This window comes from Mesorhizobium ventifaucium (assembly GCF_935822925.1).
Lineage (GTDB): Bacteria > Pseudomonadota > Alphaproteobacteria > Rhizobiales > Rhizobiaceae > Mesorhizobium > Mesorhizobium ventifaucium.
In genome coordinates, this window is sequence record NZ_CAKXZS010000016.1 from 208,295 (window position 1) to 230,392 (window position 22,098).

At 63.5% G+C, this 22,098-nt stretch carries 18 protein-coding genes; 3 read left to right on the forward strand and 15 right to left on the reverse strand.

Annotated features, from left to right (window positions below; genetic code table 11):
* Positions 1 to 36: 36 nt before the first annotated feature.
* The gene (locus tag NMG70_RS15665) at positions 37 to 1,011 is read right to left on the reverse strand and encodes an ABC transporter substrate-binding protein (RefSeq protein WP_254025372.1); all 975 of its coding nucleotides are present in this window, start codon (positions 1,009 to 1,011) and stop codon (positions 37 to 39) included.
* Here NMG70_RS15665 and NMG70_RS15670 point away from each other — a divergent pair.
* Positions 1,010 to 1,279: a hypothetical protein gene (locus NMG70_RS15670; protein ID WP_254025373.1), complete on the forward strand. Its 270-nt coding sequence runs from the start codon at positions 1,010 to 1,012 to the stop codon at positions 1,277 to 1,279. The two genes, NMG70_RS15665 and NMG70_RS15670, sit on opposite strands and share 2 nt — an antisense overlap.
* A 291-nt stretch (positions 1,280 to 1,570) precedes the next feature.
* On the opposite strand, the gene NMG70_RS15675 is transcribed toward NMG70_RS15670, so the two are convergent.
* From NMG70_RS15675 to NMG70_RS15695, 5 genes are all read right to left on the reverse strand, one after another.
* Positions 1,571 to 2,356 (reverse strand): SDR family oxidoreductase, encoded by a 786-nt coding sequence (locus tag NMG70_RS15675; protein ID WP_254025374.1) that lies wholly within the window; start codon positions 2,354 to 2,356, stop codon positions 1,571 to 1,573.
* 8 nt (positions 2,357 to 2,364) lie between these two features.
* Entirely contained in the window at positions 2,365 to 3,129 is a 765-nt protein-coding gene (locus NMG70_RS15680; RefSeq protein WP_254025375.1) for an SDR family oxidoreductase, read from the reverse strand.
* A 135-nt stretch (positions 3,130 to 3,264) separates the two neighbouring features.
* A complete protein-coding gene (locus NMG70_RS15685; protein ID WP_254025376.1) occupies positions 3,265 to 4,773 on the reverse strand; it encodes a sugar ABC transporter ATP-binding protein in 1,509 nt (502 codons plus the stop codon).
* A 33-nt stretch (positions 4,774 to 4,806) separates the two neighbouring features.
* Positions 4,807 to 5,745 (reverse strand): sugar ABC transporter substrate-binding protein, encoded by a 939-nt coding sequence (locus NMG70_RS15690; RefSeq protein WP_254025377.1) that lies wholly within the window; start codon positions 5,743 to 5,745, stop codon positions 4,807 to 4,809.
* 135 nt (positions 5,746 to 5,880) lie between these two features.
* Positions 5,881 to 6,891: an ABC transporter permease gene (locus NMG70_RS15695; RefSeq protein WP_254025378.1), complete on the reverse strand. Its 1,011-nt coding sequence runs from the start codon at positions 6,889 to 6,891 to the stop codon at positions 5,881 to 5,883.
* 423 nt (positions 6,892 to 7,314) lie between these two features.
* On the opposite strand from NMG70_RS15695, the gene NMG70_RS15700 reads away from it, so the two are divergent.
* Positions 7,315 to 8,277 carry a sugar-binding transcriptional regulator gene (locus NMG70_RS15700; RefSeq protein ID WP_254025379.1) on the forward strand — a complete coding sequence of 321 codons (963 nt, stop codon included), beginning with the start codon at positions 7,315 to 7,317 and terminating at the stop codon, positions 8,275 to 8,277.
* Positions 8,278 to 8,471: 194 nt separating this feature from the next.
* Here NMG70_RS15700 and NMG70_RS15705 read toward each other — a convergent pair whose 3' ends face one another.
* The 6 genes from NMG70_RS15705 to NMG70_RS15730 form a co-directional block, all read right to left on the reverse strand.
* A complete protein-coding gene (locus NMG70_RS15705) occupies positions 8,472 to 10,001 on the reverse strand; it encodes a xylulokinase (protein ID WP_254025380.1) in 1,530 nt (509 codons plus the stop codon).
* 19 nt (positions 10,002 to 10,020) lie between these two features.
* Positions 10,021 to 11,343, reverse strand: coding sequence for an NAD(P)H-dependent oxidoreductase (locus tag NMG70_RS15710; protein ID WP_254025381.1), 1,323 nt, complete (start codon positions 11,341 to 11,343; stop codon positions 10,021 to 10,023).
* Between the two features lie 351 nt (positions 11,344 to 11,694).
* Positions 11,695 to 12,801 (reverse strand): mandelate racemase/muconate lactonizing enzyme family protein, encoded by a 1,107-nt coding sequence (locus tag NMG70_RS15715; RefSeq protein WP_254025423.1) that lies wholly within the window; start codon positions 12,799 to 12,801, stop codon positions 11,695 to 11,697.
* A 421-nt stretch (positions 12,802 to 13,222) separates the two neighbouring features.
* On the reverse strand, positions 13,223 to 14,392 hold the full coding sequence (locus NMG70_RS15720) for an efflux RND transporter periplasmic adaptor subunit (RefSeq protein WP_254025382.1): 1,170 nt from the start codon (positions 14,390 to 14,392) through the stop codon (positions 13,223 to 13,225).
* Positions 14,393 to 14,408: 16 nt separating this feature from the next.
* Positions 14,409 to 17,585 carry an efflux RND transporter permease subunit gene (locus NMG70_RS15725; RefSeq protein ID WP_254025424.1) on the reverse strand — a complete coding sequence of 1,059 codons (3,177 nt, stop codon included), beginning with the start codon at positions 17,583 to 17,585 and terminating at the stop codon, positions 14,409 to 14,411.
* Complete coding sequence (locus NMG70_RS15730; protein ID WP_254025383.1) at positions 17,579 to 17,836, reverse strand: hypothetical protein; 258 nt, start codon at positions 17,834 to 17,836, stop codon at positions 17,579 to 17,581. Before NMG70_RS15730 ends, NMG70_RS15725 begins: the two co-directional genes overlap by 7 nt.
* 259 nt (positions 17,837 to 18,095) lie before the next feature.
* Between NMG70_RS15730 and NMG70_RS15735 the strand changes: the two genes are divergently transcribed.
* The gene (locus tag NMG70_RS15735; protein ID WP_023799451.1) at positions 18,096 to 18,677 is read left to right on the forward strand and encodes a TetR/AcrR family transcriptional regulator; all 582 of its coding nucleotides are present in this window, start codon (positions 18,096 to 18,098) and stop codon (positions 18,675 to 18,677) included.
* Positions 18,678 to 19,216: 539 nt separating this feature from the next.
* Here NMG70_RS15735 and NMG70_RS15740 read toward each other — a convergent pair.
* The 3 genes from NMG70_RS15740 to NMG70_RS15750 form a co-directional block, all read right to left on the reverse strand.
* Positions 19,217 to 20,239, reverse strand: coding sequence for a LacI family DNA-binding transcriptional regulator (locus tag NMG70_RS15740; RefSeq protein WP_254025384.1), 1,023 nt, complete (start codon positions 20,237 to 20,239; stop codon positions 19,217 to 19,219).
* A gap of 68 nt (positions 20,240 to 20,307) precedes the next feature.
* The gene (locus NMG70_RS15745) at positions 20,308 to 21,102 is read right to left on the reverse strand and encodes an ATP-binding cassette domain-containing protein (protein WP_254025385.1); all 795 of its coding nucleotides are present in this window, start codon (positions 21,100 to 21,102) and stop codon (positions 20,308 to 20,310) included.
* 3 nt (positions 21,103 to 21,105) lie between these two features.
* Entirely contained in the window at positions 21,106 to 22,092 is a 987-nt protein-coding gene (locus tag NMG70_RS15750; protein ID WP_027152255.1) for an ABC transporter permease, read from the reverse strand.
* Positions 22,093 to 22,098 lie beyond the last annotated feature (6 nt).

The window sequence follows — 22,098 nt, forward strand, 5'->3', positions numbered from 1 at the left end:
TGAATGACCGGGTCTCGCAGTTTCCAGTTGGAACGGTCACTCGGCCCAGGCTTTCCAGTCGGCTTCGTGGGCGGCGATCCAGGCGGCGGCGACGTCTTCCGGCGTCTTGCCTTCAAGATCGATCTGGCCGCTCATCTTGTTGAGCTCGTCGGTGTCGATCGTGTAGTTCTTCGCGACCTTGTAGGCGACCGGCCATTTGTCCTTCATGCCGGCCCAGGAATATTTCCAGATCTCGCCATGCGGCTTGCCGCAGTCGTACTTTGCGTCGGGGTTCACGCCCCATTTCGGATCGGTGTAGCACTCCGGCGTATAGTCGGGGAATTCGACCCATTCCCCCTTGTATTTGGCTGGCGCCCAATGCGGCGAATAGACCCACAGCATGATCGGCGCCTTGCGCTGATAGGCCGAATCCAGCTCGGCGAACATCGCCGCGTCGGTGCCGGCATGGATGACGGTGAAGGGCAGCTTCAGCGCTGCGGCACGCTCGTCGTCAAAACCTTCCCATGTCACCGGGCCGCCGAGATAGCGGCCGTTCGGCGCTGTTTCCGCCGTCGAGAAGGCTTCGGCGCATTTCGGGTCCTTCAGCGCCTCCCAGTTCGGCAGGCCCGGGCATTTCTCCTTCATGTATTCGGGATACCACCATTCCTCCTTGGCCTTGGGCCCGAGCGCGCCGAGGCGTTCGGTCTGGCCGGTTGCATCCGAGGCCTTCATGGCTTCGCCGGCCGTCGTGTCCCAGAATTCCATCGCGACAGCGAGATCGCCATTGGTAAGGCCGGTGGTCAGGCTGGAAAGATAATCGGCCGTCGGATACTCGACCGTGTATCCGAGCTTTTCAAGAATGCCGCCGAGGATCTTTGCGTTCAGGTTGACGCTGGTCCAGTCGAACAGCGCGATCTTGATAGGATCGTTCGATTCTGGCGCCGCCGCTTGGGCCGAAGGCGTCAGTGCACTTGCCGCGGCAAGTGTTAAGGCTCCCATTGATAATTTCGAAATCAAACTCCGAAGTGACATGCCTGTGCTCCTGTCAAGCTCTGGTGGAAGTTATCGTTCGTTCCCTTCTTGCGTCTTTTTGATTGTGTTGGAAAAGCTGGTCATTGCGCAAGTCCATTGGCAGCAAATTGCTGTCGGCGCTGAAGTAGGCGCAGACGGGAATGATGCCCAATTCGATCAAGATGTCGTGCGACCGCGTCATGGCTGCCGTGCAGCCGAAGCAGTGATCTGCGGATCGATCGCCGGTCTTGCGGCGCCCTCAAGCTTGCGAGCCATCAAGTTCCCATGATGTCGGCTGCCGGCAGTCGCCGAAGCCATTTTCATGGGATGAAATTATATATACCAACATTCATATCGCGCAGCGACTAATGCCATTCGTAGGCGGGTAAGGACCGGGGTTGCGCCTCGCGCGCCTCTTCCTTCCCCCTTGCGGGAGAAGGTGAATTGGCACGCAGCGCCAAGACGGTTGAGGGGTGCTGGCCCGAGCGCTGTTAGTGCCAAGCTGGAGCACCCCTCATCCGACCGAGCTTCGCTCGGCCACCTTCTCCCACAAGGGGAGAAGGAAAGAAGCGGTGGCGCCTCACGACATGATCAGGCCGCCATCGACATTGATCGTCTGGCCGGTGATGTAGGCGGCGTCGTTACTGGCCAGAAAGCTGACCAGGCCGGAAACGTCATCGCCGCTGCCGGCGCGGCCCATCGGGATGTTCTTCACCCATTCGGCCATCAGCTCGCCGGGCTTGTAGTCGCCCATCAGTCTGCCCCATGCGGCGTCGTTGTAGGCCCACATGTCGGTGTCGATGATGCCGGGACAGATCGCGTTGACGGTGATCTTCTCCTTGGCCACTTCCTTGGCGAGGCTCTGGGTGATGCCGACGACGCCGAATTTCGAGGCGGCATAATGCGGCGTGTAGATGAAGCCCTGGCGCGCCTGGCCGGATGCGGTGTTGATCAGCCGGCCGCCGTCGCCATGTTTGCGGATGCGCACGATCGCCTCCTGGCAACACAGGAACACACCCTTGGTGTTGACCGCCAGCACCTTGTCCCATTCGGCCTCGGTCATCGCCTCGATCCTGGCGATGGTGATGACGCCGGCATTCTGCACGGAGATGTCGACGCGGCCGAACTGCTGTTCGGCCAGGTCGTAGAGGGCGGCGACCTCGTCCTTCTTCGTCACGTCCATGCGCAGCGATGCGACCTTGGCGCCTTCTGCCTTCAGTCCGGCGGCGACCTCTTCGACGCGAGGATCGATGGCGCTGACGACGACCGCAGCACCCTCCGCCGCGAAGCGCCGGGCTAGGGCCACACCGATGCCGCCGCTGGCGCCGGTGATGACCGCCGTCTTACCCTCGAAACGCTTCTGCATTTTCTCTCCTACCAGCAGACGAAGCCGCCATCGACGATCAGGTCGATGCCGGTGACGAAACTCGAAGCGCGGCTGGCCAGGAACACGGTCGGGCCGACCATCTCTTCCGGCGCTGCCATCCGCCCCATCGGCGTGTCGCGCTCGAAGATCTTGACCTGGTCGGCGACCTCCGGCCGCTTGTTCATCGGCGTCAGCGTGTAGCCGGGGCTGACGACGTTGACGCGCAGGCCGCGATCGGCCCATTCCATCGCGAGGCTCTTCGACATGTGGATGACGGCGGCCTTCGACGAATTGTAATGCGCCTGGGTCAGGCCGCGATTGACGATCGAGCCCGACATCGAGGCGATGTTGATGATCGAGCCCTTGCGCCGCGTCAGCATTGCGCGCGCTTCCGCCTGGCAGGACAGGAACACGCCGTTGACATTGACGTTGTAGAGCTGCTGCCATTTCTCCAGCGACAGCGTCTCGGCCGGCTCGGCCGCGGCGACGCCGGCATTGTTGACCGCGATCGTCAGCGCGCCGAGTTCCTTCTCCGTGCGTTCGATCGCCACTGCCAAATCGGCCTCTGAGGTCACCGTGCCGGTCAGCACCAGTGCCTTGCGGCCGAGCGCCGAGATCCTGTGCGCGGTCTCGTCCAGCCCGCCCTTCGAGGCGTGGCCGAAACAGGCGATATCGGCGCCGGCCTCGGCCAGGCCGATGGCGATCGCTTGCCCAATGCCGCTGCCGGCGCCGGTGACGAGAGCAACGTCCCCATGAAGATCGAATAGTTTCATCGAAATATTTTCCTGTTGAGCCGCCGGTGCTGCCCTGGGAAGGAAGGGGGCGCCAGTCCTAGCTGGCGCCCCGCGCGGTCCGGTGCCTGGGAGGGTATCACCTGCTGCGCCTTATTCCGATCCTTTATGCTGCCCTCAGCTTGTGGCGAGCTCCATGACGGCGACGTTGCTCGCTTCGCTGCGGTCCAGAATGCCGCGCTGGCGGCCTCGGCTCAGCACCAGTACGCGATGCGACAGGCCGAGCACTTCCTCGAGGTCGGAGCTCACCACCACCACCGCCATTCCGGAGCGGGCGAGGTCGGCGATGACATCGTAGATCGCGGCGCGGGCGCCGACATCGATGCCGCGTGTCGGCTCGTCCAGGATGAACACCTTGGGCGGCCGTGAAATCCATTTGGCGATGATCACCTTCTGCTGATTGCCGCCGGAAAGCTTGCTGATCGCCTGGTTAGGCCGGCCCTTGACGCCGAGCCGCCCAATGCCGGCCTCGGCGAATTTCTGTACCGCCTTGGGAAATACCCAGCCATTCGGCGCGACATGGTCGAAATTGCCGATCGCCAGATTCTCGCCGATGGTCTGGTCGAGCACCACGCCTTGCGCCTTGCGGTCTTCCGGCACCAGCACGACGCCGGCCTTGATCGCCGCCGCCGGGCCATTGAGGTGCACCGGTTTGCCGGCGACACGCACCGACCCCGAGGAAATCGGATCGGCGCCGGCGATCGCCCGCACCAGTTCCGTGCGGCCGGCGCCGATCAGGCCGGCGATGCCAAGGATTTCGCCGGTCCTTACCGAAAAGCTAACATTCTGAAAGCTACGTTCCGGCGAGGAAAGGTTCTCGACCTCGAGCAACGTCTCGCTGCCCGGCTCCGAGAGCGGCGGGAACATCCGCTCGACGCTGCGGCCGACCATCTGCTCGACTATCGCGCGCACCGGAACGTCGGCGCGCTCGTGGCGGGCGACAATGCGCCCGTCGCGCATCACCACGACGCGGTCGGCGATCGCAGCGACCTCGTCCAGCCGGTGGCTAATATAGATGAAGGACATGCCTTCCGCCTTGAGCTTGCGGATCTGCTTGAACAACAGCTCCGTTTCCTCGCTGCCAAGTGCCGCTGTCGGTTCGTCGAAGATCAGAAGCTCGGCATTGAGCGTCAGCGCTTTGGCGATCTCGACCTGCTGCTGGGCGGCGATGCGCAGCGTGCGCACCTTGCGTTCCGGCGAGACATCGAGGCCGAGCCGCTTCAGTTGGGCCGATGCCCGCGAATTCATGGCCGCGCGGTCGATGCGGCCGCCGCGCATCAGCAGGCGCCCGACATAGACGTTCTCGGCAACCGACAGGTCCGGCAGCAGCTTCAGTTCCTGATGGATCATGCCGACGCCGGCGTCGATGGCCGCGGCGGGAGAGGCGGGGGAATACGGCTTCCCCCGCCATGTGATGCTGCCGGCATCGGATTTGGTCGACCCGGCGATGATGTTCGAAACGGTGGACTTGCCTGCGCCATTTTCGCCAAGCAGCGCCACGACCTCACCCGGCCGGACCTCGAAGCTCGCATCGGCCAGGACCTGCACCGGTCCGTAGCTCTTGCAGAGGCCGCTGACGAAGAGCCCGAGATGCGGGGTGTGCGTGTGGCTGGGATCCAAGGACATCGTTCCGCTCATCAACTGCCGGACTCTTTGTGATCAGGGATGCTTGGCGATGAACTGATCGACATTGTCCTTGGTGGTCAGCGTCGCGTCCTGCAGCTGTTCGGCGGGAACGGTTTCGCCGGCCACCAGCTTGATCGCCGCATCGACGGAAAGCCGGCCCATGCCTTGTGTCTGCTGCGTCGCGGTTACGTCGAAAACGCCGCCCTTCAGAGCCTTGAGCGCCGCCACGTCGCCGTCGAAGCCGGCAACCCAGACCTTGTGGCCGGGATTGGCGACCTTGACCGCCTGCGCGGCACCGAGCGCCAGCGCGTCGGCCTGGCCGATGACGATCGATACGTCGGGATGCGACTGCAGCAGGTCCTGGGTCAGCTTGAAACCTTCGTCCTGATGCCAGCCTTCGCTCCACAGCTCGCCGACCACCTTGATGTCGGGATAGGCGCTCAGCGCTTCGCCGCAGCCCTTCGACCGGTCGACCTCGGGCGTCGTGCCTTTCTGGCCATGGATGATGATCAGCTCGCCCTTGCCGCCGGCCTGCTTGGCGATGTAGTCGCACACCGCCTTGGCCGATGCCACGCTGTTGGTGGCGATGAAAGTGTCGCCGGGTGCGCCTTCGGCATTGCGGTCGACATTGATGACCGGGATGCCGGCGGCCTTGGCCGTCTTGGTCGGCACGGTGGCGGCGGTGGCGCCGGCCGGGATGTAGATCAGCGCATCGATGTTCTGCGTGATCAGGTCCTGCACCTGGCTGACCTGGGTCGCCGAATCGCCCTTGGCGTCGACGGTGACGATCTCGATGCCCTTTTCCTTGCCATAGGCCTCGACCGACTGCTTGATCTGGTTGAAGAAATCGGCCTGCAAATTGGCGACGGCGAGACCAAGCTTCTTGGCCTCCTTGGCCGAGGCCATCCCGGACAGTCCGAGCAGCGGAATGACGGCTGCAGCAGCAAGCAGCAGTGAACGTTTGGTCAGCATGTGTTTCCTCCGTTGATGTTCAATCTGTCCCGCCGGCGCATCACGGCGCCCCTTGGCCGAACAACTCCCAGTTTCGGATCACCGATCCGTTTTCGCCCGGACATCCGGGTGAATTCTTCATTGCGCCCCCGCTCTTCATTGAGCTCTGCGCCGCCATGTATCCGTGGCCACCGCCAGCGCGATCACCACGCCGATCACCACCTGCTGGATGAACGGCGACACGCCGAGCAGGTTCAGCCCATTGCGCAGCACGCCGATGATGAGCACGCCGATAGCGGTGCCGCCGATCGAGCCGACGCCGCCCGACAGGCTGGCGCCGCCGATCACCACCGCCGCGATCGTGTCCAACTCGTAGCCGAAGCCGGAGCTCGGCTGGACGGAATCGAGCCGTGCCGCAAGCACGATGCCGGCGAGCCCGGCCAGCACGCCGCAGATCGCGTAGACCCAGTTGGTCAGCGACTTGACCGGTATGCCGGACAGCCTGGCGACCTCGGCGCTGCCGCCGATCGCGTAGAGGCTGCGGCCGGTCGCGCGATAGTTCAGGAAGGTCGCGAAGATGATGGCCAGCACGATCATCAAGCCGACGGTGACCGACAGGAAGCCGAAATGGCGAATAATCGACAGGCTGGTGAACCAGTCGGGGAAGCCGATGATCTGGGAGCCGTCGGTGATCATGTTGGCGAGACCGCGGGCCACCGACATCATGGCCAGCGTGGCGATGAACGGCGGCAGCTTGGTGACGGTCACGAGCAGGCCTGAAACCAACCCGCAAAGTCCAGCAACGACAAGTGCTGTGACGATGCCGGCAGGCATGCCGAGATCGAGGTGGTCGGGATGGGCGACGAAGCCCATCACCATGGCGGCGAGCGCCAGCACGGAGCCGACGGACAGGTCGATGCCGCCGATCAGGATGACCAGCGTCATGCCGATCGCCATAATGCCGAGCACGGTGACCTGGTCGAGCACGTTGAGGATGTTGCGGACGGTGAGGAAGGTGTCGGTGGTCAGCGACAGCGCAAGGCACAGCAGCATCAGCCCGATCAGGGGTCCCATAGTTCCGGCGAACAGGGCCGAAAGCTTCGCGCCCGCCGCGGCCTGCGTATTTGGGCCGGCCTTCAACTCGCTTGCACCGTTGCTCACAGCCATTTTGTCTCCTCCATCAGCGATCCGGCGATGCGTCGTCGGCTCACTCTTGCTCACCAGGCACCTCCCTGTGAACAATTTATCTTTGATATGCAATTTTGTTCAGCTAAACTGTTCGTCGGAAAATTGTCAAGGCCCGCCGCATCATTCCACGCCGGTTTGCGCCGCCAGCCGGTTTGCCTTACGAAAGGCCATGAAATGCCGCGTTTCAGGTCCGGTCTCATCCTGCGATTTCATTTCGGCTGGTTGAGCAGGGCAGGACGGCCAAGACAAGGTAAATGTTGACCATTTTGGCTTTCATCTCGCGTTGTAGACGATATCCTGTCGACGTCTTAACCCTTGAATCCTGGGCACGCACAACGATTTGGTGTCGCTTGGCCGGATCACGCCAGTTGATGATTCGGACGACCGCGGGAGGGCAAAAAGATGGCGATGACAGAGAATGACAAGGCCTCGCGCTTCCCGGATGCCGAGCTGAAGGCCCGTGCCGCTTGGCACTATTATGTCGAGGGTCTGACGCAGGAGAGGATTTCGGAGATCCTCGGCATCGGCCGCATCAAGGTGCATCGCATCCTGTCCGCCGCGCGTGAGGAGGGCGTCGTCCAGTTCCGCATCCGTGACAGCGTCGTCGAATGCTTGGTGCTGGAAGAGGCTCTGAAGCAGCGTTTCGGGCTCAGCCAGGCCGTTGTGGTGCCGTCGGCCGCCGACCGAAGCAACGCGCCGCTGATGATCGGCCATGCCGCCGGCGCCTATCTGGCCGACAATGTGAATGCCGGCGATGTCATCGCGCTGGGCTGGGGGCGCACGCTGAAATTCGCCATCAATGAATTGCCGCGTCGGCCGATCGCCAGGACGACGGTGGTTTCCATGCTGGGCGGCCTCACCCATGCCCAGCCGCTCAACCCGACCGAAAGCGCCTGGGAATTCGCCGAAAAGATCGGCGCCGAGTGCTTTTTGCTGCCGGTACCGGTCTATGCCGACAGGCCGGAGCAGCGCGAAGCCTTCATGAGCCAGCGCAGCGTTCAGGACGTCGTCTTCCGCGCGCGCCGGGCAAACATCGCAGTGCTCAGCGTCGGATCGTTTTCCAATGACAGCCCGATCGCCAATTACGGCTTCATCAAGCCCAGCGAACTCGAAGAGCTTCAGGCGGCCGGCGCAGTTGGCGATATTTTATGCCATTTCATCGACGCCGAGGGCCGGCTCGTCGACCATGAGGTCAACCGCCGGGTCTGTGCCTATCCGCTGCAGGACCTGTCGGATATCCCGGCCATCATCCTGGTTTCGGGAGGGCAGGAAAAAATCGCGATCATGCGGGCGGCGCTCGCCAACACCAAGATATCGGTTCTGATCACCGACGAGGATGCGGCCAAGGGCTTGCTCAACCGCTAGGGCTTGAACCCTTATGCCGAGGACCCCCCTCTGTCCTGCCGGACATCTCCCCTCAAGTGGGAGAGTGGACTTCATCCCGGCTTTCGCCAACCACCAATGTCGCAAGAATAGGCGGAGCGCCGAAGCTGCCAATCTCCCCCTTGAGGGGGAGATGGCCGGCAGTCCAGAGGGGGGGCTGTCCCGCCGACATCTCACTATGCCGAGTCCCCGACATCACCAAGCCGCACATGGATGTCGCGCGTCGCCTGATAGAGGTCGCGGTAGATTGCCTTGCGCGCGCGGTAACCGGGGACCAGCTCGTCGACGGGGTCGACATGCCTGGTCGGCGGCGCGGCCATCGCCTCAGCCGCCGTTTCGGGCGAGGCAAACCATCCGATGGCGGAAGCCGCCAGCATGGCAGCACCGAGCGCTGCGGCTTCGTTGACTGGCGAGACGGAGAGCGGCCGCTCGAGCACGCTTGCCATGATCCGCATCAGCAGGGCGCAGTTGGTGCCGCCGCCGGCGGCTATCATCGCCGCCGGTTTGCCGCCGGCCTGAGTTTCCGTCGCTTTAGTTTCCGCGGCTTGAGTTTCCATTGCCTCGCTGGCGATCGCCTGCTCGAAGGCGATGCCTTCCAGAACCGCTCGAAAAAGGTGCTTCGGCTCATGGTCGAGCGACAGGCCGACAATGGCGCCGCGCGCCGCGCCGTCCCAATAGGGGCTCATGACACCGGCCCAATACGGCAAGACGAGCAGGCCCTCGCTGCCGGCGGCAACGTCGATCGCTGCCTTCTCCAGCGCTGCAGCCGACGGCGAGCCGGTGGTGCGAACGATCCAATCGACCAGCTGCATGCCCGAACGCAGCACGGTCTCCAGCATGAAGCCTGAGCCGGTCGGCGAGACGAGCGTTCGAAACGCGTCCGAAGTCGTGAGGCCATGGGAATAACAGCCGCTGACGATGCCCGAGCCGAGCGAAAGATAGCTTTTGCCTTCGCCATAGACGCCCATGCCAAGGCCCATCGCCTGGCCGTCGCCAGCGCCGGCGACAACAGGCATGCCGGCCTTCAACCCGGTCAGCCGGGCCACGCTTTCACGAAGGCCGCCGCAGATCGCGGCGGGCGCGACCAGTCGCGGCAACTGGTCCGGGCGCAGTCCTGCGGCCGCAACGAGCTCAGGACGCCAAGTGCCATTCTTGATGTCGAGCAGCCCGAGCGGATCCGCACTTGCCGTGCTGGTGACCAGACGTCCGGTCAGCCGGTGGACGAAGAAGCCATGCACGTCGACTAGTGCGGCTGCGTCGTCGAGCGCTTGCGGCTGGTGTTCCGCAAGCCAGGCGATCGCATAGAGCGCGGGCGTCGGGTCCGGCGGCTTGCCGCTCCAGTCGCGGATCGCCTCGCGGCCGAGTTCGGCTGAAAGCCTGATGACTTGCGGACGGGCGCGCTCGTCCAGCCACAGGATCGCGGGAACAAGCGGCTTGCCGGCCTGATCGATCAGCGTAAACGTCTCGCGCTGGTGGGCGATGGCGATCGCCGCTACTCGCGCAGCGCCAACCGCCTCAGTGACCTGCTTCAAGGCGCCGAGCAGCGCAGTCCACCAATGTTCGGCATCCTGCTCGAAATGGCCGGGCCTGGGATTTGAAAGCGGATAGGCTTCGCGCGCCTGGAACAGCTCCTCGCCGTCGCGCGTGAAGGCAATCGCTTTCACGGCCGTGGTCGAGGCGTCGATCCCGATTACGACATCGTCCATCAGGCGGAAATCCAGCGGATTAGGCGGCGTTCGTAACGAACCGTCCGTCCGACTGGTCGAGACGACGGCGGATCTGGGTTATCACCATCGAATCGTCGGGTACACAATTTTCATAGGTGAGGAAATCGCCTGCCTTGACCGGCTTGACCACCTTGGCGCGTTCGGCAAGACCGAGCGGCAGGGCGCCGCGGGCGCGCGCGTCCTCCCAGGTCATGGCGAACCCGCGATAGTCGTTCTCGCCGATCATGCCGAGCGACTGGCCAAGGGCAAGCTCGCTCTTGGCAACCGCCACTGCTTCGGCGACCGGATGGTCGAGCGGCTCCATGTCGGCGCGCTTGTAGACCACGGCCCGCGCCGCCGACAGCGGCACTTCCAGGCTGGTCAAATGATAGGGGCGGAAGATCGTGAAATACGGCCCCTTGCCGACCTTGAGGTCGATCATGCGCTCCAGCACCCGTGGATGCCTGGTCTCGATGATGCAGAACACGCCGGGCGCCACGCCCTTGCCGATCGAATAGTCGACGACGCCCTTGCGATGCAGCACGCCGCCATCCTCGCGCGGGCAAAGCACGCTGGCGAGTTCCTCCAGCGTCGCGGTCGGGCCGTGCATGCCCGGCACGTCGGGCACCAGGCCGGTGGCGTTGGCGATCGCCACCATCTCGATCGCCGTCTTCGAGCCGTCGACGAATTCGACCAGCATGCGCGCATTCATGTTGCGCTCGGCCGCCTCCTTCTCGTAGTCGGCGGGCAGGGCGTCGATCTTCAGCGGATTGTTCTTGCCCTTGCCGGCGGCGATGATGTTGAAGCCGAGGCTCTTGGCAAAGCCGATGATCTCCAGCGTGCAGGCCGGCTCGTCGCCGGCGGCACCCGTATAGACGACGCCGGCCTTGCGCGCCTCCTCCTTGAGGAAGCGGCCGATCGTGATGTCGGCCTCGACGTTGAGCATAACGATATGCTTGCCGTTCTTCATCACTTCGAGTGCGAACAGCGTGCCGATGTTGGGATTGCCTGTCGCGTCGATGATGACGTCGATGCGGCCTGCCGCCGCCAGCGCGTGCAAATCTTCGGTCACCGCGATCTTGCCGGCCTCGATGGCGCGATCGATCGCCGCCGCATTGCCGGCCTGCACGATATCCGAGAGGTCGTGGCCGGCGAGCAGCGCCGCATCGATCGCCGCCTGCGGCCTGACCTCGGAAATGGCGCCGATCCGCATGCCCGGCATCAGCGCGACCTGGACGACGATGTCGGTGCCCATCTGCCCGGCGCCGGCAAGCCCGATGGTGATCGGTCCCTGCTGGTCAGCGCGCTGCAAAAGTTCCGCTGCAAATTGCGGATGGGCCATGTCGCTTCCTCCAGTTCCTGACGCGCCGCAGCGCCGAAGTCATCATTGTGAACATTCCTATTTCCAAATGAAAAATATTTCAACCGGCAATTCGGCAGCCATCCCGGCAAACATTCTGTGATTTAGTTTGCGCAAGTCCTGGCTTGCGGCTTGGCAGCAGCGCAGTCAGTCAGGGCGCAGAAGGCGGTGATCTCTTGGGATGCATGCGGCGGCGACCGTAACATCCCTTCTCGCAAGCAAGCGAGTGCGACGAAAAAACTGTTCTCATGCCGCTCTACCGCTGCGCCAATCGCTAACGACGAAGCCGCGCAACGGATAGCGCCGCCGGCATGCTCGATGCATGCCAGTATATCATCTGCCGACCTCGAAGAAGGGCGCGCCAAGCAGGTCGGGAACAACGTCGATGCCGAGGCCCGGCCCGTCCGGAATGCCCATGCGGCTTCCCGAGACCGGCGGCTTGTTCGATGCGGTGCGCACCGTCACCCATTCGTGGAAGGCGATGGCGTGCAGCCGGCGCTCCTCCGGGGTCGACAGCGACAGATGCGCCATGGCTGATGTGTCGATCTCGGCGCCGCCAGTGTCCTCGACGGTGATCATGAAGCCCAGGTCGACGGCAAGGTCGCGGATCTGCCGCGTTTTGGTCACGCCGCCGAGCCGCGAGATTTTCAGCGTCAGCCCATCGGCCGCGCCCTTGCGGTGGATGTTGAGGATGTCGTCCAGCGAGGCGACGGATTCGTCGAGCACCATCGGCTTGTCGAGCGAGCGGCGCACCGACATGCATTCGTCGATCGTGGTGCAGGGCTGCTCGAACGTGTAGTCGATGGCACGCGTCGCGTCAGCGAACTGGCGCGCCTGATAGGGCGTCCAGCCGGCATTCGCGTCGCAGAAGATCACCGTGCCCTTCGGCACCGAAGCGGCGACCGCGGTGACGCGCTCGATGTCGTCATGGACGTTGCCGCCGACCTTGACCTGCAGCCGGTGAAACCCGTCCTTGACGATGCGCTTGGCAAGTGCGGCCATGGCGTCGACCGTGCCATGGGTGACGACCTTGTAGAGTTCCGCCGTCTCGCTCTCGCGCCCGCCGAGCAGCGTGACCAACGGCACCTCTGCGGCGCGTGCCGCGAGATCCGAGCAGGCCATGTCGAGCGCCGACTTGATGTAGGGGTGGCCCTTGAACACCGTGTCCATCAGCCTGCCGATACTGGCCAAGGCCCGAGGATCGTGGCCGAGCAGATGCGGCACAATTTCGATGACGCCGGCGCGAGTGCCGGCCGCGAATGCCGGCGAGTAGAAATTGCCGAGCGGCGCCATCTCGCCCCAGCCGGTCAGCCCGCTATCGGAGGTGATGGCGACGATCACCGCGTCGAACGCGTCGGCGACACGCCCCTTGGACATGCGGTAGGGCCCGTCCACGAAGGGCTGCACGACATGGTAGGCCTTGATGGTCTTGATCTGCAATTTCTCTGTCCGTCGCTGTGACGCCCTGACGAAGCCGCCAACCGGCATCGTCCGCTGGGCCCAACTGCCGTCAGGTCGGTTGCGCGTCAGGCCGGCGCGATCGGCCTTGGCGCCTCTCGAAGCACACTGTTCGAGGCTGCGCGCATAGGCAAGCAATTCTTCGGAAATCAAGATCGATAAGCTCGCCATGGGACGAGCCGGAGGCCCAGGACGGATTGAATTCGCCGCTTACTTTTCCTCTCTTTGGCGCTGCCCCTCACCCTTACCTTCTCCCCGTTCTCCACGGGGAGAAGTGCCCGGCAGGGCGATGAGGGGCTGCGCCGGCTACGGCAATTGAGAAACCCGGCGCCTTAGGCGGCCTTGGCGAACTGCTCAGCAAAACGGCGCCCTCGGCACAGCCGGGGGCGCCGCTGGACCGGGGTCAGGTGGCCGGTTTCTGGGGCAGCGGCGAGACAGGCATTCCCGGGCCGATCTTCTGCAGATTGCCTGTTATCACCTGGTCGCCTTCCGCTACGCCGCTCGAGATGGCCACCAGATCGCCGTTGGTCGGCCCGAGCGAAACAATGCGCTGGTCGACAGTATTGTCCTTGCCGACGACGTAGAGATACTTGCCGAGCTGGCTCGATCCCAACGCCGTCTGCGGCACCATCAGTGCATCTGGCTGCTGCTTGATGTGCAGCCTCACGCGAACATATTGGCCCGGCAGCAGCGTGAACTTGGCGTTGCCGATCGTCGCGCGTGCGGTGATGGTGCCGGTCGAACGATCGACCGTGTTGTCGATGAAGGTGAGCTGACCTCTCTGGCGCGGCTCAGTATCGCCGGGAAGCAGAACATCGACATCGATAGGCCCCGCCGCGCGGGCTTCCTCGATCTGTGCCAGATCCGTTTCACTCGGATTGAAGGTGACATAGATCGGGTCGAGCTGCACCAGCGTATTGAGCACCGTGCCGGCGACGCTGACCAGCGTTCCGACTGAAGCCTGGTTGCGGCCGACGCGCCCGGCGAACGGCGCCTTGATTTCCGAATAGCTCAGATTGAGCTCGGCTGTCCGCACAGCCGCCTGGTTCACCGCGAGCGAGGCCTGGGCCTCGCGCAAGCTGCTGGTGCGCTGGTCGAAGACATCCTTGGCGAGGTATCCGCTCTTGGCGAGCTCGGTGCCGCGACCAAGGCTGGAACGCGCATAGTCGAGCGTCGCTTCGTCGCGCTGGACCTGAGCCTTCGCCTGCTCGAGGGCAGCCTGGAAATCCTCTGGAGCGATCTTGTAGAGAAGGTCGCCCTTCTTGACGTCGCTGCCGTCGGGCGCGACCTGCTTTTGCAGATAACCCGGCACGCGCGATTGCAGCGTGATGCTGCGGATCGGCTCGGTGCGGGCGGCATAGTCGAGATAGATCGGTATCGTCTTCTTGACGACGCTCACCACCGGCACCGGCATGACGAATGCTGCGGGCTCGGGCGCTTCGGGCTCGGGCGTTGCCGCCCCTGCCGTACCGGCATTGAGGCCGAAATCGCCCATGTCGAGCAAGTGAACGCTGGCCACCGAGATCGCCCCGACGGCGACGGCCGCTCCCAACGCAATTTTCCATTTACGCATGATCAATTCTCCAGTCCTATTCAGCCGCTTCGGCCAATCGCGCGAAAGCGGGTTCGGCAGTTGGTTCAGTCGATTCGGCGACAGGCTCGCTCTTGCTGCCGCGCTCGCGCAGCTGCTCGATTACCGCATAGAAGACCGGCACGAACACCAGCGACAGGATCGTCGCTGCGACCATGCCGCCAAAGACGGTGGTGCCGATCGACTGGCGGCTCGCTGCACCGGCACCCGTGGAGAACATCAGCGGCAGCACACCGAGGATGAACGCGAAAGCGGTCATCAGGATGGGCCGCAGCCGCAGGCGCGCCGCTTCCATTGCGGCGTCGACGATGCTGAGACCTTCCTCGCGCCGGCGCCGGGCAAACTCCACGATCAGAATGGCGTTCTTCGCCGCCAGCCCGATCAGCATGACGAAGCCTATCTGCGAATAGACGTCGATCTGCATGCCGCGCATCAACAAGGCGACAAAGGCGCCGAACAGCGCAAGCGGCACCGCGAGCAGGACCATGAACGGCATGGCCCAGCTCTCATATTGGGCGGCGAGGATCAGGAAGACGAAGACCATGGCGAGACCGAAGACGATCGAGGCGATCGATCCGGCCTTGAGCTCCTGATAGGTGATCCCTGTCCATTCGTAGCCGAAATCCTTCGGCAGCGCCGTGGCGGCGGCGCGTTCCATCGCAGCGACCGCCTGGCCCGAGGAGAAGCCGGGTGCGGCACCGCCATTGATCAGGGCCGACGCATTGTTGTTGTAATGCGGGACGGTTTCCGGGCCGACGATAGGCACCAGCTTGCCGAGCGTGCTCAACGGCACCATGCCGCCGGAGGCATTGCGCACATAGAGCCGCGAAATGTCGGCCGCACCCGCACGCGCATCCTTGTCGGCCTGGATCGTCACCCGGAAGGTGCGGCCGAACAGGTTGAAGTCGTTCACATAGAGCGAGCCGAGATAGATCTGCAGCGTGTTGAACACGTCAGGCAGGCTGAGACCGAGCAGCTTCGCCTTGTTGCGGTCGAGGTCGTAGTTGAACTGCGGCGTCGAGGTTGAGAACGACGAGAACAATTGCTGCGGGTTGAGCTCGGGCTGTTTGCGCGCTTCGGCGAGCACCGCTTGCGTCGCGTCGTTGAGCGCAGCGCTGCCGCGACCGGTCAGGTCCTCCACCTGGAATTCGAAGCCGCCGGTCGTGCCGATGCCCGGGATCGAAGGCGGATCGAAACTCAGCGCGAAGGCCTCGGGGATTTCCATGAGCTTCGAGCGCACGTCGGCAACGAGCTTCGAGGCGCTCTGGTCAGGGCCACGTTGGTCCCATGGCTTGAGGATGGCAAATTCCACCGCCGAGTTCGACTGGGCGGCGCTGGTGAGGAAGTTCAAGCCGCTGATCGAGCCGACGATATCGACGCCGGGCGTGTTCTGCAGGACATCGCGTACCTTCCGGGCCACTGCGTCGGTGCGCTCCAGCGACGCGCCATCCGGCAACTGGATGACCACGAAGAAATAGCCCTGGTCCTCGACCGGAAGGAAGGTCGAGGGCAGGCGCTGCCAGACGAAATAGGTCGCGACAAGTCCGGCCGCGAACAGCCCGAGCATGATCCAGCGCAGACGGATGAGGATGCGCACACCATTGGCATAGGCATGCGACAGCCGGTCGAAGCCGGTGTTGAACCAGCGGAACGGCGCGAACTGCGTTGCCGGGCGGTGGCGCAGGAAGGCGGCGCTGAGCGCCGGGGTGAGCGTCAGCGAGACGAAGGCTGAGATGCCGAAGGAGATCGCCACCGTCAGGGCAAACTGGTTGTAGAGCCGGCCGGAAACGCCAGGTATAAAGGCGACCGGGACGAACACGGCCATCAGCACGGCGGTCGTGGCGATGATCGGGCCGGTGACCTCGGCCATCGCCGCGCGCGTGGCAGCCAGCGGTTTGAGGCCGGCCTCCAACTGGCGTTCGACATTCTCGACGACGACGATCGCGTCATCGACGACGAGGCCGATCGCCAGCACCATGCCGAGCAGGCTGAGCATGTTCAGCGAGAAGCCGAACATGTACATGACGACAAGCGTGGCCACCAGCGACACGGGAATCGCAATCGTCGGGATGATTGTGGTGCGCCAGCTCTGCAGGAAGATGAACACCACCGCGACAACCAGGACCAGCGCCTCGCCGAGCGTGACCAGCACGTCGTGCATCGACGCTGAAACGAAACGTGTCGTATCGTAATGCATGGCGTAGCTGACGCCCTTGGGGAAGCGGGCCGACAGTTCCTGCATCTTGTCCTTGACGCGCTGCTGCAGATCGAGGGCGTTCGAGCCTGGCATCTGGTAGACGGCGAGCACCACGGTCGGGTCCTCACCGAAGAACGCCGACGACGAATATTGGAGGGCGCCGAGTTCGATGCGCGCTACGTCGCGCAACCGCACCAGCGAACCGTTCGCAGCATCGGCGCGCACGATGATGTCGCCGAATTCCTTGGGATCGCTCAGTCGGCCGACCGCGTTGACCTGCATTTCGAAAGCGGTGCCGGCTGGCGCCGGCGACTGCCCGATCTTGCCGGCCGCGACCTGGACATTCTGCTCGGCGATGGCGTTTTGGACATCGACGGCGGTAATGCCGAGATTGGCGAGCTTGTCGGGATCGAGCCATACGCGCATCGAATAGCGCCGCTCGCCGAAGATCTGCACGTCGCCGACGCCCGGCAGGCGCTTCAGCGGGTCGACCACTTGCAGGTAGGCGAGGTTGCTGAGCGCGACCGGATCGACGGAGCCGTCGGGCGAGGTGAGATTGACGATCAGGACGAAGTTCGGGTTCTGCTTCTTGATCGTCACGCCGCCCTGGTTGACGATGGCAGGCAGCGAGGACGCCGCCTGTGACACGCGGTTCTGGACATCGACGGCGGCGGTGCTCAGGGGGTAGCCGACCTCGAAGGTGACGGTGATCGTCGAGGAGCCGTCATTGGAGCTCGACGACGACATGTAGGTCATGCCTTGAACGCCGTTGATCTGCTGTTCGAGCGGCGTCGTGACGGTGTCGGCCACGACTTGCGCACTGGCGCCCGGGTAGTTGGCGCTGACCACGACCTGAGGCGGCGTGATGTCGGGAAACTGCGAGACAGGCAGCAGGAAATAGCAGATCGCCCCGGCCAGCACCATGATGACGGCGATCGACGATGCAAAGATCGGACGGTGGATGAAGAAATTTACCATGACACGCATGCCTCATCCGATGCTCTCGCCTGGCCAAAGGCCTTGGCTACTCTGGACAGCCGTCGGCCGCGGCTTTGCCCGGGATCTTCCAGGAACCGAGGCGGCGCCTTGCGGCCGCGGTCCTGCGCATCTGCAAGGCTACGCAGCATCGTCTCGAAAGCGTGCGGGTCGACGCGGTCGGCCTTCATCAGCATCCGGATCATCGGATCCTTTACAACTTCGTCGATCGTCAAATCTTTGCGCTGCGACATCGTAGCGGCTCCTGGCTTGGCGATCTGTGGCGTACGCCGCAGATCGGGTGGTCTTCCTGTTCGCGGCCAAAGTCGCCTGGGGCGCAGTTTCATGCCTGGGCCGATTCGGCGGAGGCTGTTTACAGGCGCCTGCGAGATTGACACGAGGCAATGGGGGTGTTACCAGTAAGTAACATCTAAAAGTTACAGACCGGTAACACCCTAGTCAAGAGGTGTACCGAGGGATTTTTCGGAAACCCCGGAAACCAAGGAGGTTTTGATGGAAGACGGCACTGCGGAGCGCATCCGCCCCCGGGATCGCATCCTGGAGACGGCACGGGATATGTTCCACAAGCATGGCATCAAGGGCGTCGGTGTCGACGCGATCACTGAGGCCGCCGGTACCAACAAGATGACGCTCTACCGTCATTTCGAGTCGAAGGACGATCTGGTCATCGAGTGCCTGCGGGCGACCGCATGCAGCGCCAACGCGATGTGGCAAAAGTTCGAGGCCGAGCATCCGGGCGACAAGCTTGCGCAACTGCACGCCTGGGTCCGGATGGCAGCCGATTGCCTGATGATGGACGGCCGCGGTTGCGACATGGCCAACGCCGCCATCGAGTTGAGCGAGACCGACCATCCGGCCCGTCGGGTAATCAAGGAACTCAAGCAGGCTCAGCGCGACCGTCTGGTCGGCCTGTGTCGGGATGCCGGCATCGGCCAGGCAGAGCTTCTTGCCGATACATTGTCGCTGCTGCTTGAAGGCGCCCGTGTCAGCCTTCAAAGCGTCGGAGCCGAAGGCCCCAGCGCGCAGTTTGTCCGCATGGCGGAAGGCCTGATCACCTCGTTCAGGGCCAGATAGTCTCGCCAGCGGCGAAACGATCGGTAGCGTGTTCATTGCGCGCCGCGCCGCCGGCTGACCTTTTGTCTGTTCGGACGTGCCGTCATCGCGCTTCTCCTTCGCGGTCTGTCGCCGCACCATCGCTACCTGTTGCTTGTTGGTGAGGCAGGATAGGACCGACAACGAATTGGTGAGAGTGACAAGTGTGACGGGATTCCGGCGGATCCGCTGATCGCGGCTGCAACATGGCCTACCGCTCGCACCCTTGCGGGCGATCGGCATCAACCCTGGTGACAGCCGCCGCGATCCTCCGGAGCCGGAACAAAAAAGCCCGCTGCCGGGAGGAGGTGGCAGCGGGCTCGATTTCGAATACGGCACGGGAGGAGGTGTACCGCACTCAGCGTCGGCATCGCATCTGGGAGGAGTAAATGGCCGACACCTGCGAAACTAGCTGTTGCCCAATGATTCGGCAATACGAAAGATGCATAGCAGATGTGCAGATTTGCGGTATCAACGAAATTTTAACCATCGGGGCAAGTGACCGTGGCCGTTGCGCGGCATCACTGGACCGGCACGTTTTCCTTGAAGATAAGGCGCGGCTCGATGAATTTCCGCGTCAGATAAGGCGCCGAGGAAGCGATCGAGCCGAGCAGGCGAATGACCGATTGCTCGGCGATCAGTCGTGCATTCTGGTCGATGACGACATCGAGCAGATCGTCGACGAGATAGCCGCGTGTCGCCCTCGTCAGGTCGTGGCAGATGAACACCGGCTTCCTTTGCGGCTTGGCTTCCAGCAGCGCTTTCGCCACGCCAGAGCGTCCGGCGCCGACGCAATAGATGCCGAGCAGCTCCGGCTCGTTGTGCAGCGCCTTCATTGTCGCCGTGTAGCTGATATCAGGCTCGTCGTTGATCTCGACGGCGCTGGTCACGGTCAAATTGGGGAACTCCTCGCTGAGCACAGAGCGAAAGCCCATTTCGCGTTCCTCATGTCCGCGATAGGAGCGTGAGCCGACGACCATCGCCAGATGGCCCGTGCGCCCGCCCAGGAAACGTCCCATCAAAAGGGCTGCGGTGCGCCCGGCGACACGGTTGTCGATGCCGACATAGGCCGATCGCGGTGCGGCCGGAACGTCTGACACCAGCGTGACCAGGCGGATGCCGGCCTCGACGATCTCGCGCAGAATGTTGCGCGTTCTCGGGTGATCGATCGCGATGACGCCAACGCCGTTTGCCTTGAGCGAGAGATTTTCGACCGCCGCCTGCAACGCGTTCGGCGAGATGCCGGCGAGCTTGTGGATGCGGCAGGAGGCGACGAGCGGCAGGCGTGCCGCATAATCCTCGATATGATTTGCCAGATCCATCATGAAGGCATTGGAGCCGATCGGCAGGAAGAACTCGAGATGCGCCGGCCGCGAGGGCAACACGACCTGATCCACGACCGGCAAATAGCCGAGCTGCTTGGCCGCCTCCATCACGCGCTGCCGGTTGGCGGCGCTGGCGCCCGGCCGGCTGTTCAGCACCCGGTCGACCGTCGCGGTCGACAGCCCGCAGCTTCTGGCGATGTCCGCAACGGTGGCTTTCATTGTCGCAGTCATAGGAGCCGATGTGATCCTGTACCAGACATACGGCAACCGGTTTCCGCGTGGCCCGCTCAGCCCTGCGATTGTTTCCCCTGGACGATGGCGTCACGGATCTCCTTGTCGGACATGCCGGTGATGATCCGTTCGACTTCCGCGACGCTGGTGTTCTTCGGGTCGATGTCGTCGGCAACCACCTTGCCGCGGCGCATGACGACGATGCGGTCGACCACCTGGAAGACGTGGTGGATGTTGTGGGCGATGAAGATGCAGGAATGGCCCGAATCGCGGGCGCTGCGCACGAAGCTCAGCACGCCTTGCGTCTCGGCGACGCCGAGATTGTTGGTCGGCTCGTCGAGGATGATGAGGTCGCTGTCGAAATGCATGGCGCGCGCGATCGCCACGGCCTGCCGCTCGCCGCCGGAGAGCGAGCCGATCGGTGTGGTCGGCGGGATGTTCTTCGAGATGCCGACCTGCTTGAGCAGATCGCGGGCGACCACGTTCATCGCCTCCTGGTCCATACGGTTGAGGAAACGCGGTGGCTTGATCGGCTCGCGCCCGAGGAACAGGTTGCGCGCGATCGACAATTGCGTGACCAGTGCGGAGTCCTGGTAGATCGTTTCGATGCCGTGGGCGATGGCGTCGCTGGTGCTGCGGAAGTCCACCTTCTTGCCGCGGATGAAGATGTCGCCGCTGGTCAGCGGAACCGCACCCGACAGCACCTTGATCAGCGTCGACTTGCCGGCGCCATTGTCGCCGAGCAGGCCGACGATCTCCCTTTCATTGACATGGAAATTGGCGTCTACCAGCGCCTGCACACGCCCATAGGACTTGCGGATGTTTTCCATGCGGACAAGCGGTTCGGCCATGGTTCAAGTCCCCGCCTGATGCCGGCGTTCCAGCCATGAGTGGAGCGCCATCATGCCGAGGATGATCGCGCCGATGAAGATGTTGTAGGCAAGCCCTGGCACGCCGATCAGCACAATGCCATTGCGCATCACGCGCAGGATCAGGATGCCGAGCACGGTTCCGATGATGGTGCCGCGTCCGCCAGTCAGCGCCGTGCCGCCGATCACCACCATGGCGATGACTTCGAGCTCGTAGCCGGTGCCGCTGTTCGGGTTGGCCGCCGAGGTGCGCAGCGAACTGATGACGCCGGCAAGCGAAGCCATGATCGACGACAGGATGAACAGGCCGATCTTGACGCCGCTGACATTGACGCCGCGCGCCCTTGCCGCATTGGGGTTGCCGCCGGCCGCCTGGATCCAGTTGCCGGTCCGGCTCTGTGTCAGCACGTAACCGAGTGCGATCGCGGCTGCGATGAACCAGAACAGCGACATGTAGATGCGGAACGGCCCGATGAAGAAATCACCGACCAGCGCCTCGGCGAGCCAGCTGCCTTCGGCGCTCCAGGTGCGTTGCGGAAATCCGCTGGTGACGAACAGAGCGGTGCCGCGCACGACCAGCAGCATGCCGAGCGTCACCAGGAAGGATGGAATCTTGAGTTGCGTCACGAACCAGCCATTAACCAGTCCGATGAAGGCGGCAACCAGCAAGGCCACGACGAAGCCGGCTTCCAGCGAGGTGAGGCCGCTGTTGAAGAGCGTCCACATCAAGACTGGCGAGAAACCGAACAGCGATCCGACCGAGAGGTCGAATTCGCCTGAAGTCATCAACAGCGTCATCGCCAGCGCGATCAGGCCGAGCTCGACCGTGAAGGCCAGTATGTTGCTGATGTTCTGCGGCGACAGGAAGTCGTGGTTGAACCCCCAGAACACCGCGAGCTCGACGACAAGAAGCACGAAGGGTCCGAATTCCGGCCTGGCGATCGAGCGTTGGATGATGGAACTGTTTTCCACGTTGGA

What these genes read in the sequence shown, in the direction of transcription:
- NMG70_RS15745 (WP_254025385.1), bottom strand. Translation starts at nt 21,102, where the DNA reads ATGGCCGAACCGCTTGTCCGCATGGAAAACATCCGCAAGTCCTATGGG.
- NMG70_RS15720 (WP_254025382.1), bottom strand. Translation starts at nt 14,392, where the DNA reads ATGCGTAAATGGAAAATTGCGTTGGGAGCGGCCGTCGCCGTCGGGGCG.
- NMG70_RS15725 (WP_254025424.1), bottom strand. Translation starts at nt 17,585, where the DNA reads ATGGTAAATTTCTTCATCCACCGTCCGATCTTTGCATCGTCGATCGCC.
- NMG70_RS15680 (WP_254025375.1), bottom strand. Translation starts at nt 3,129, where the DNA reads ATGAAACTATTCGATCTTCATGGGGACGTTGCTCTCGTCACCGGCGCC.
- NMG70_RS15675 (WP_254025374.1), bottom strand. Translation starts at nt 2,356, where the DNA reads ATGCAGAAGCGTTTCGAGGGTAAGACGGCGGTCATCACCGGCGCCAGC.
- NMG70_RS15735 (WP_023799451.1), top strand. Translation starts at nt 18,096, where the DNA reads ATGGAAGACGGCACTGCGGAGCGCATCCGCCCCCGGGATCGCATCCTG.
- NMG70_RS15740 (WP_254025384.1), bottom strand. Translation starts at nt 20,239, where the DNA reads ATGAAAGCCACCGTTGCGGACATCGCCAGAAGCTGCGGGCTGTCGACC.
- NMG70_RS15710 (WP_254025381.1), bottom strand. Translation starts at nt 11,343, where the DNA reads ATGGCCCATCCGCAATTTGCAGCGGAACTTTTGCAGCGCGCTGACCAG.
- NMG70_RS15685 (WP_254025376.1), bottom strand. Translation starts at nt 4,773, where the DNA reads ATGTCCTTGGATCCCAGCCACACGCACACCCCGCATCTCGGGCTCTTC.
- NMG70_RS15695 (WP_254025378.1), bottom strand. Translation starts at nt 6,891, where the DNA reads ATGGCTGTGAGCAACGGTGCAAGCGAGTTGAAGGCCGGCCCAAATACG.
- NMG70_RS15670 (WP_254025373.1), top strand. Translation starts at nt 1,010, where the DNA reads ATGCCTGTGCTCCTGTCAAGCTCTGGTGGAAGTTATCGTTCGTTCCCT.
- NMG70_RS15705 (WP_254025380.1), bottom strand. Translation starts at nt 10,001, where the DNA reads ATGGACGATGTCGTAATCGGGATCGACGCCTCGACCACGGCCGTGAAA.
- NMG70_RS15690 (WP_254025377.1), bottom strand. Translation starts at nt 5,745, where the DNA reads ATGCTGACCAAACGTTCACTGCTGCTTGCTGCTGCAGCCGTCATTCCG.
- NMG70_RS15665 (WP_254025372.1), bottom strand. Translation starts at nt 1,011, where the DNA reads ATGTCACTTCGGAGTTTGATTTCGAAATTATCAATGGGAGCCTTAACA.
- NMG70_RS15700 (WP_254025379.1), top strand. Translation starts at nt 7,315, where the DNA reads ATGGCGATGACAGAGAATGACAAGGCCTCGCGCTTCCCGGATGCCGAG.
- NMG70_RS15730 (WP_254025383.1), bottom strand. Translation starts at nt 17,836, where the DNA reads ATGTCGCAGCGCAAAGATTTGACGATCGACGAAGTTGTAAAGGATCCG.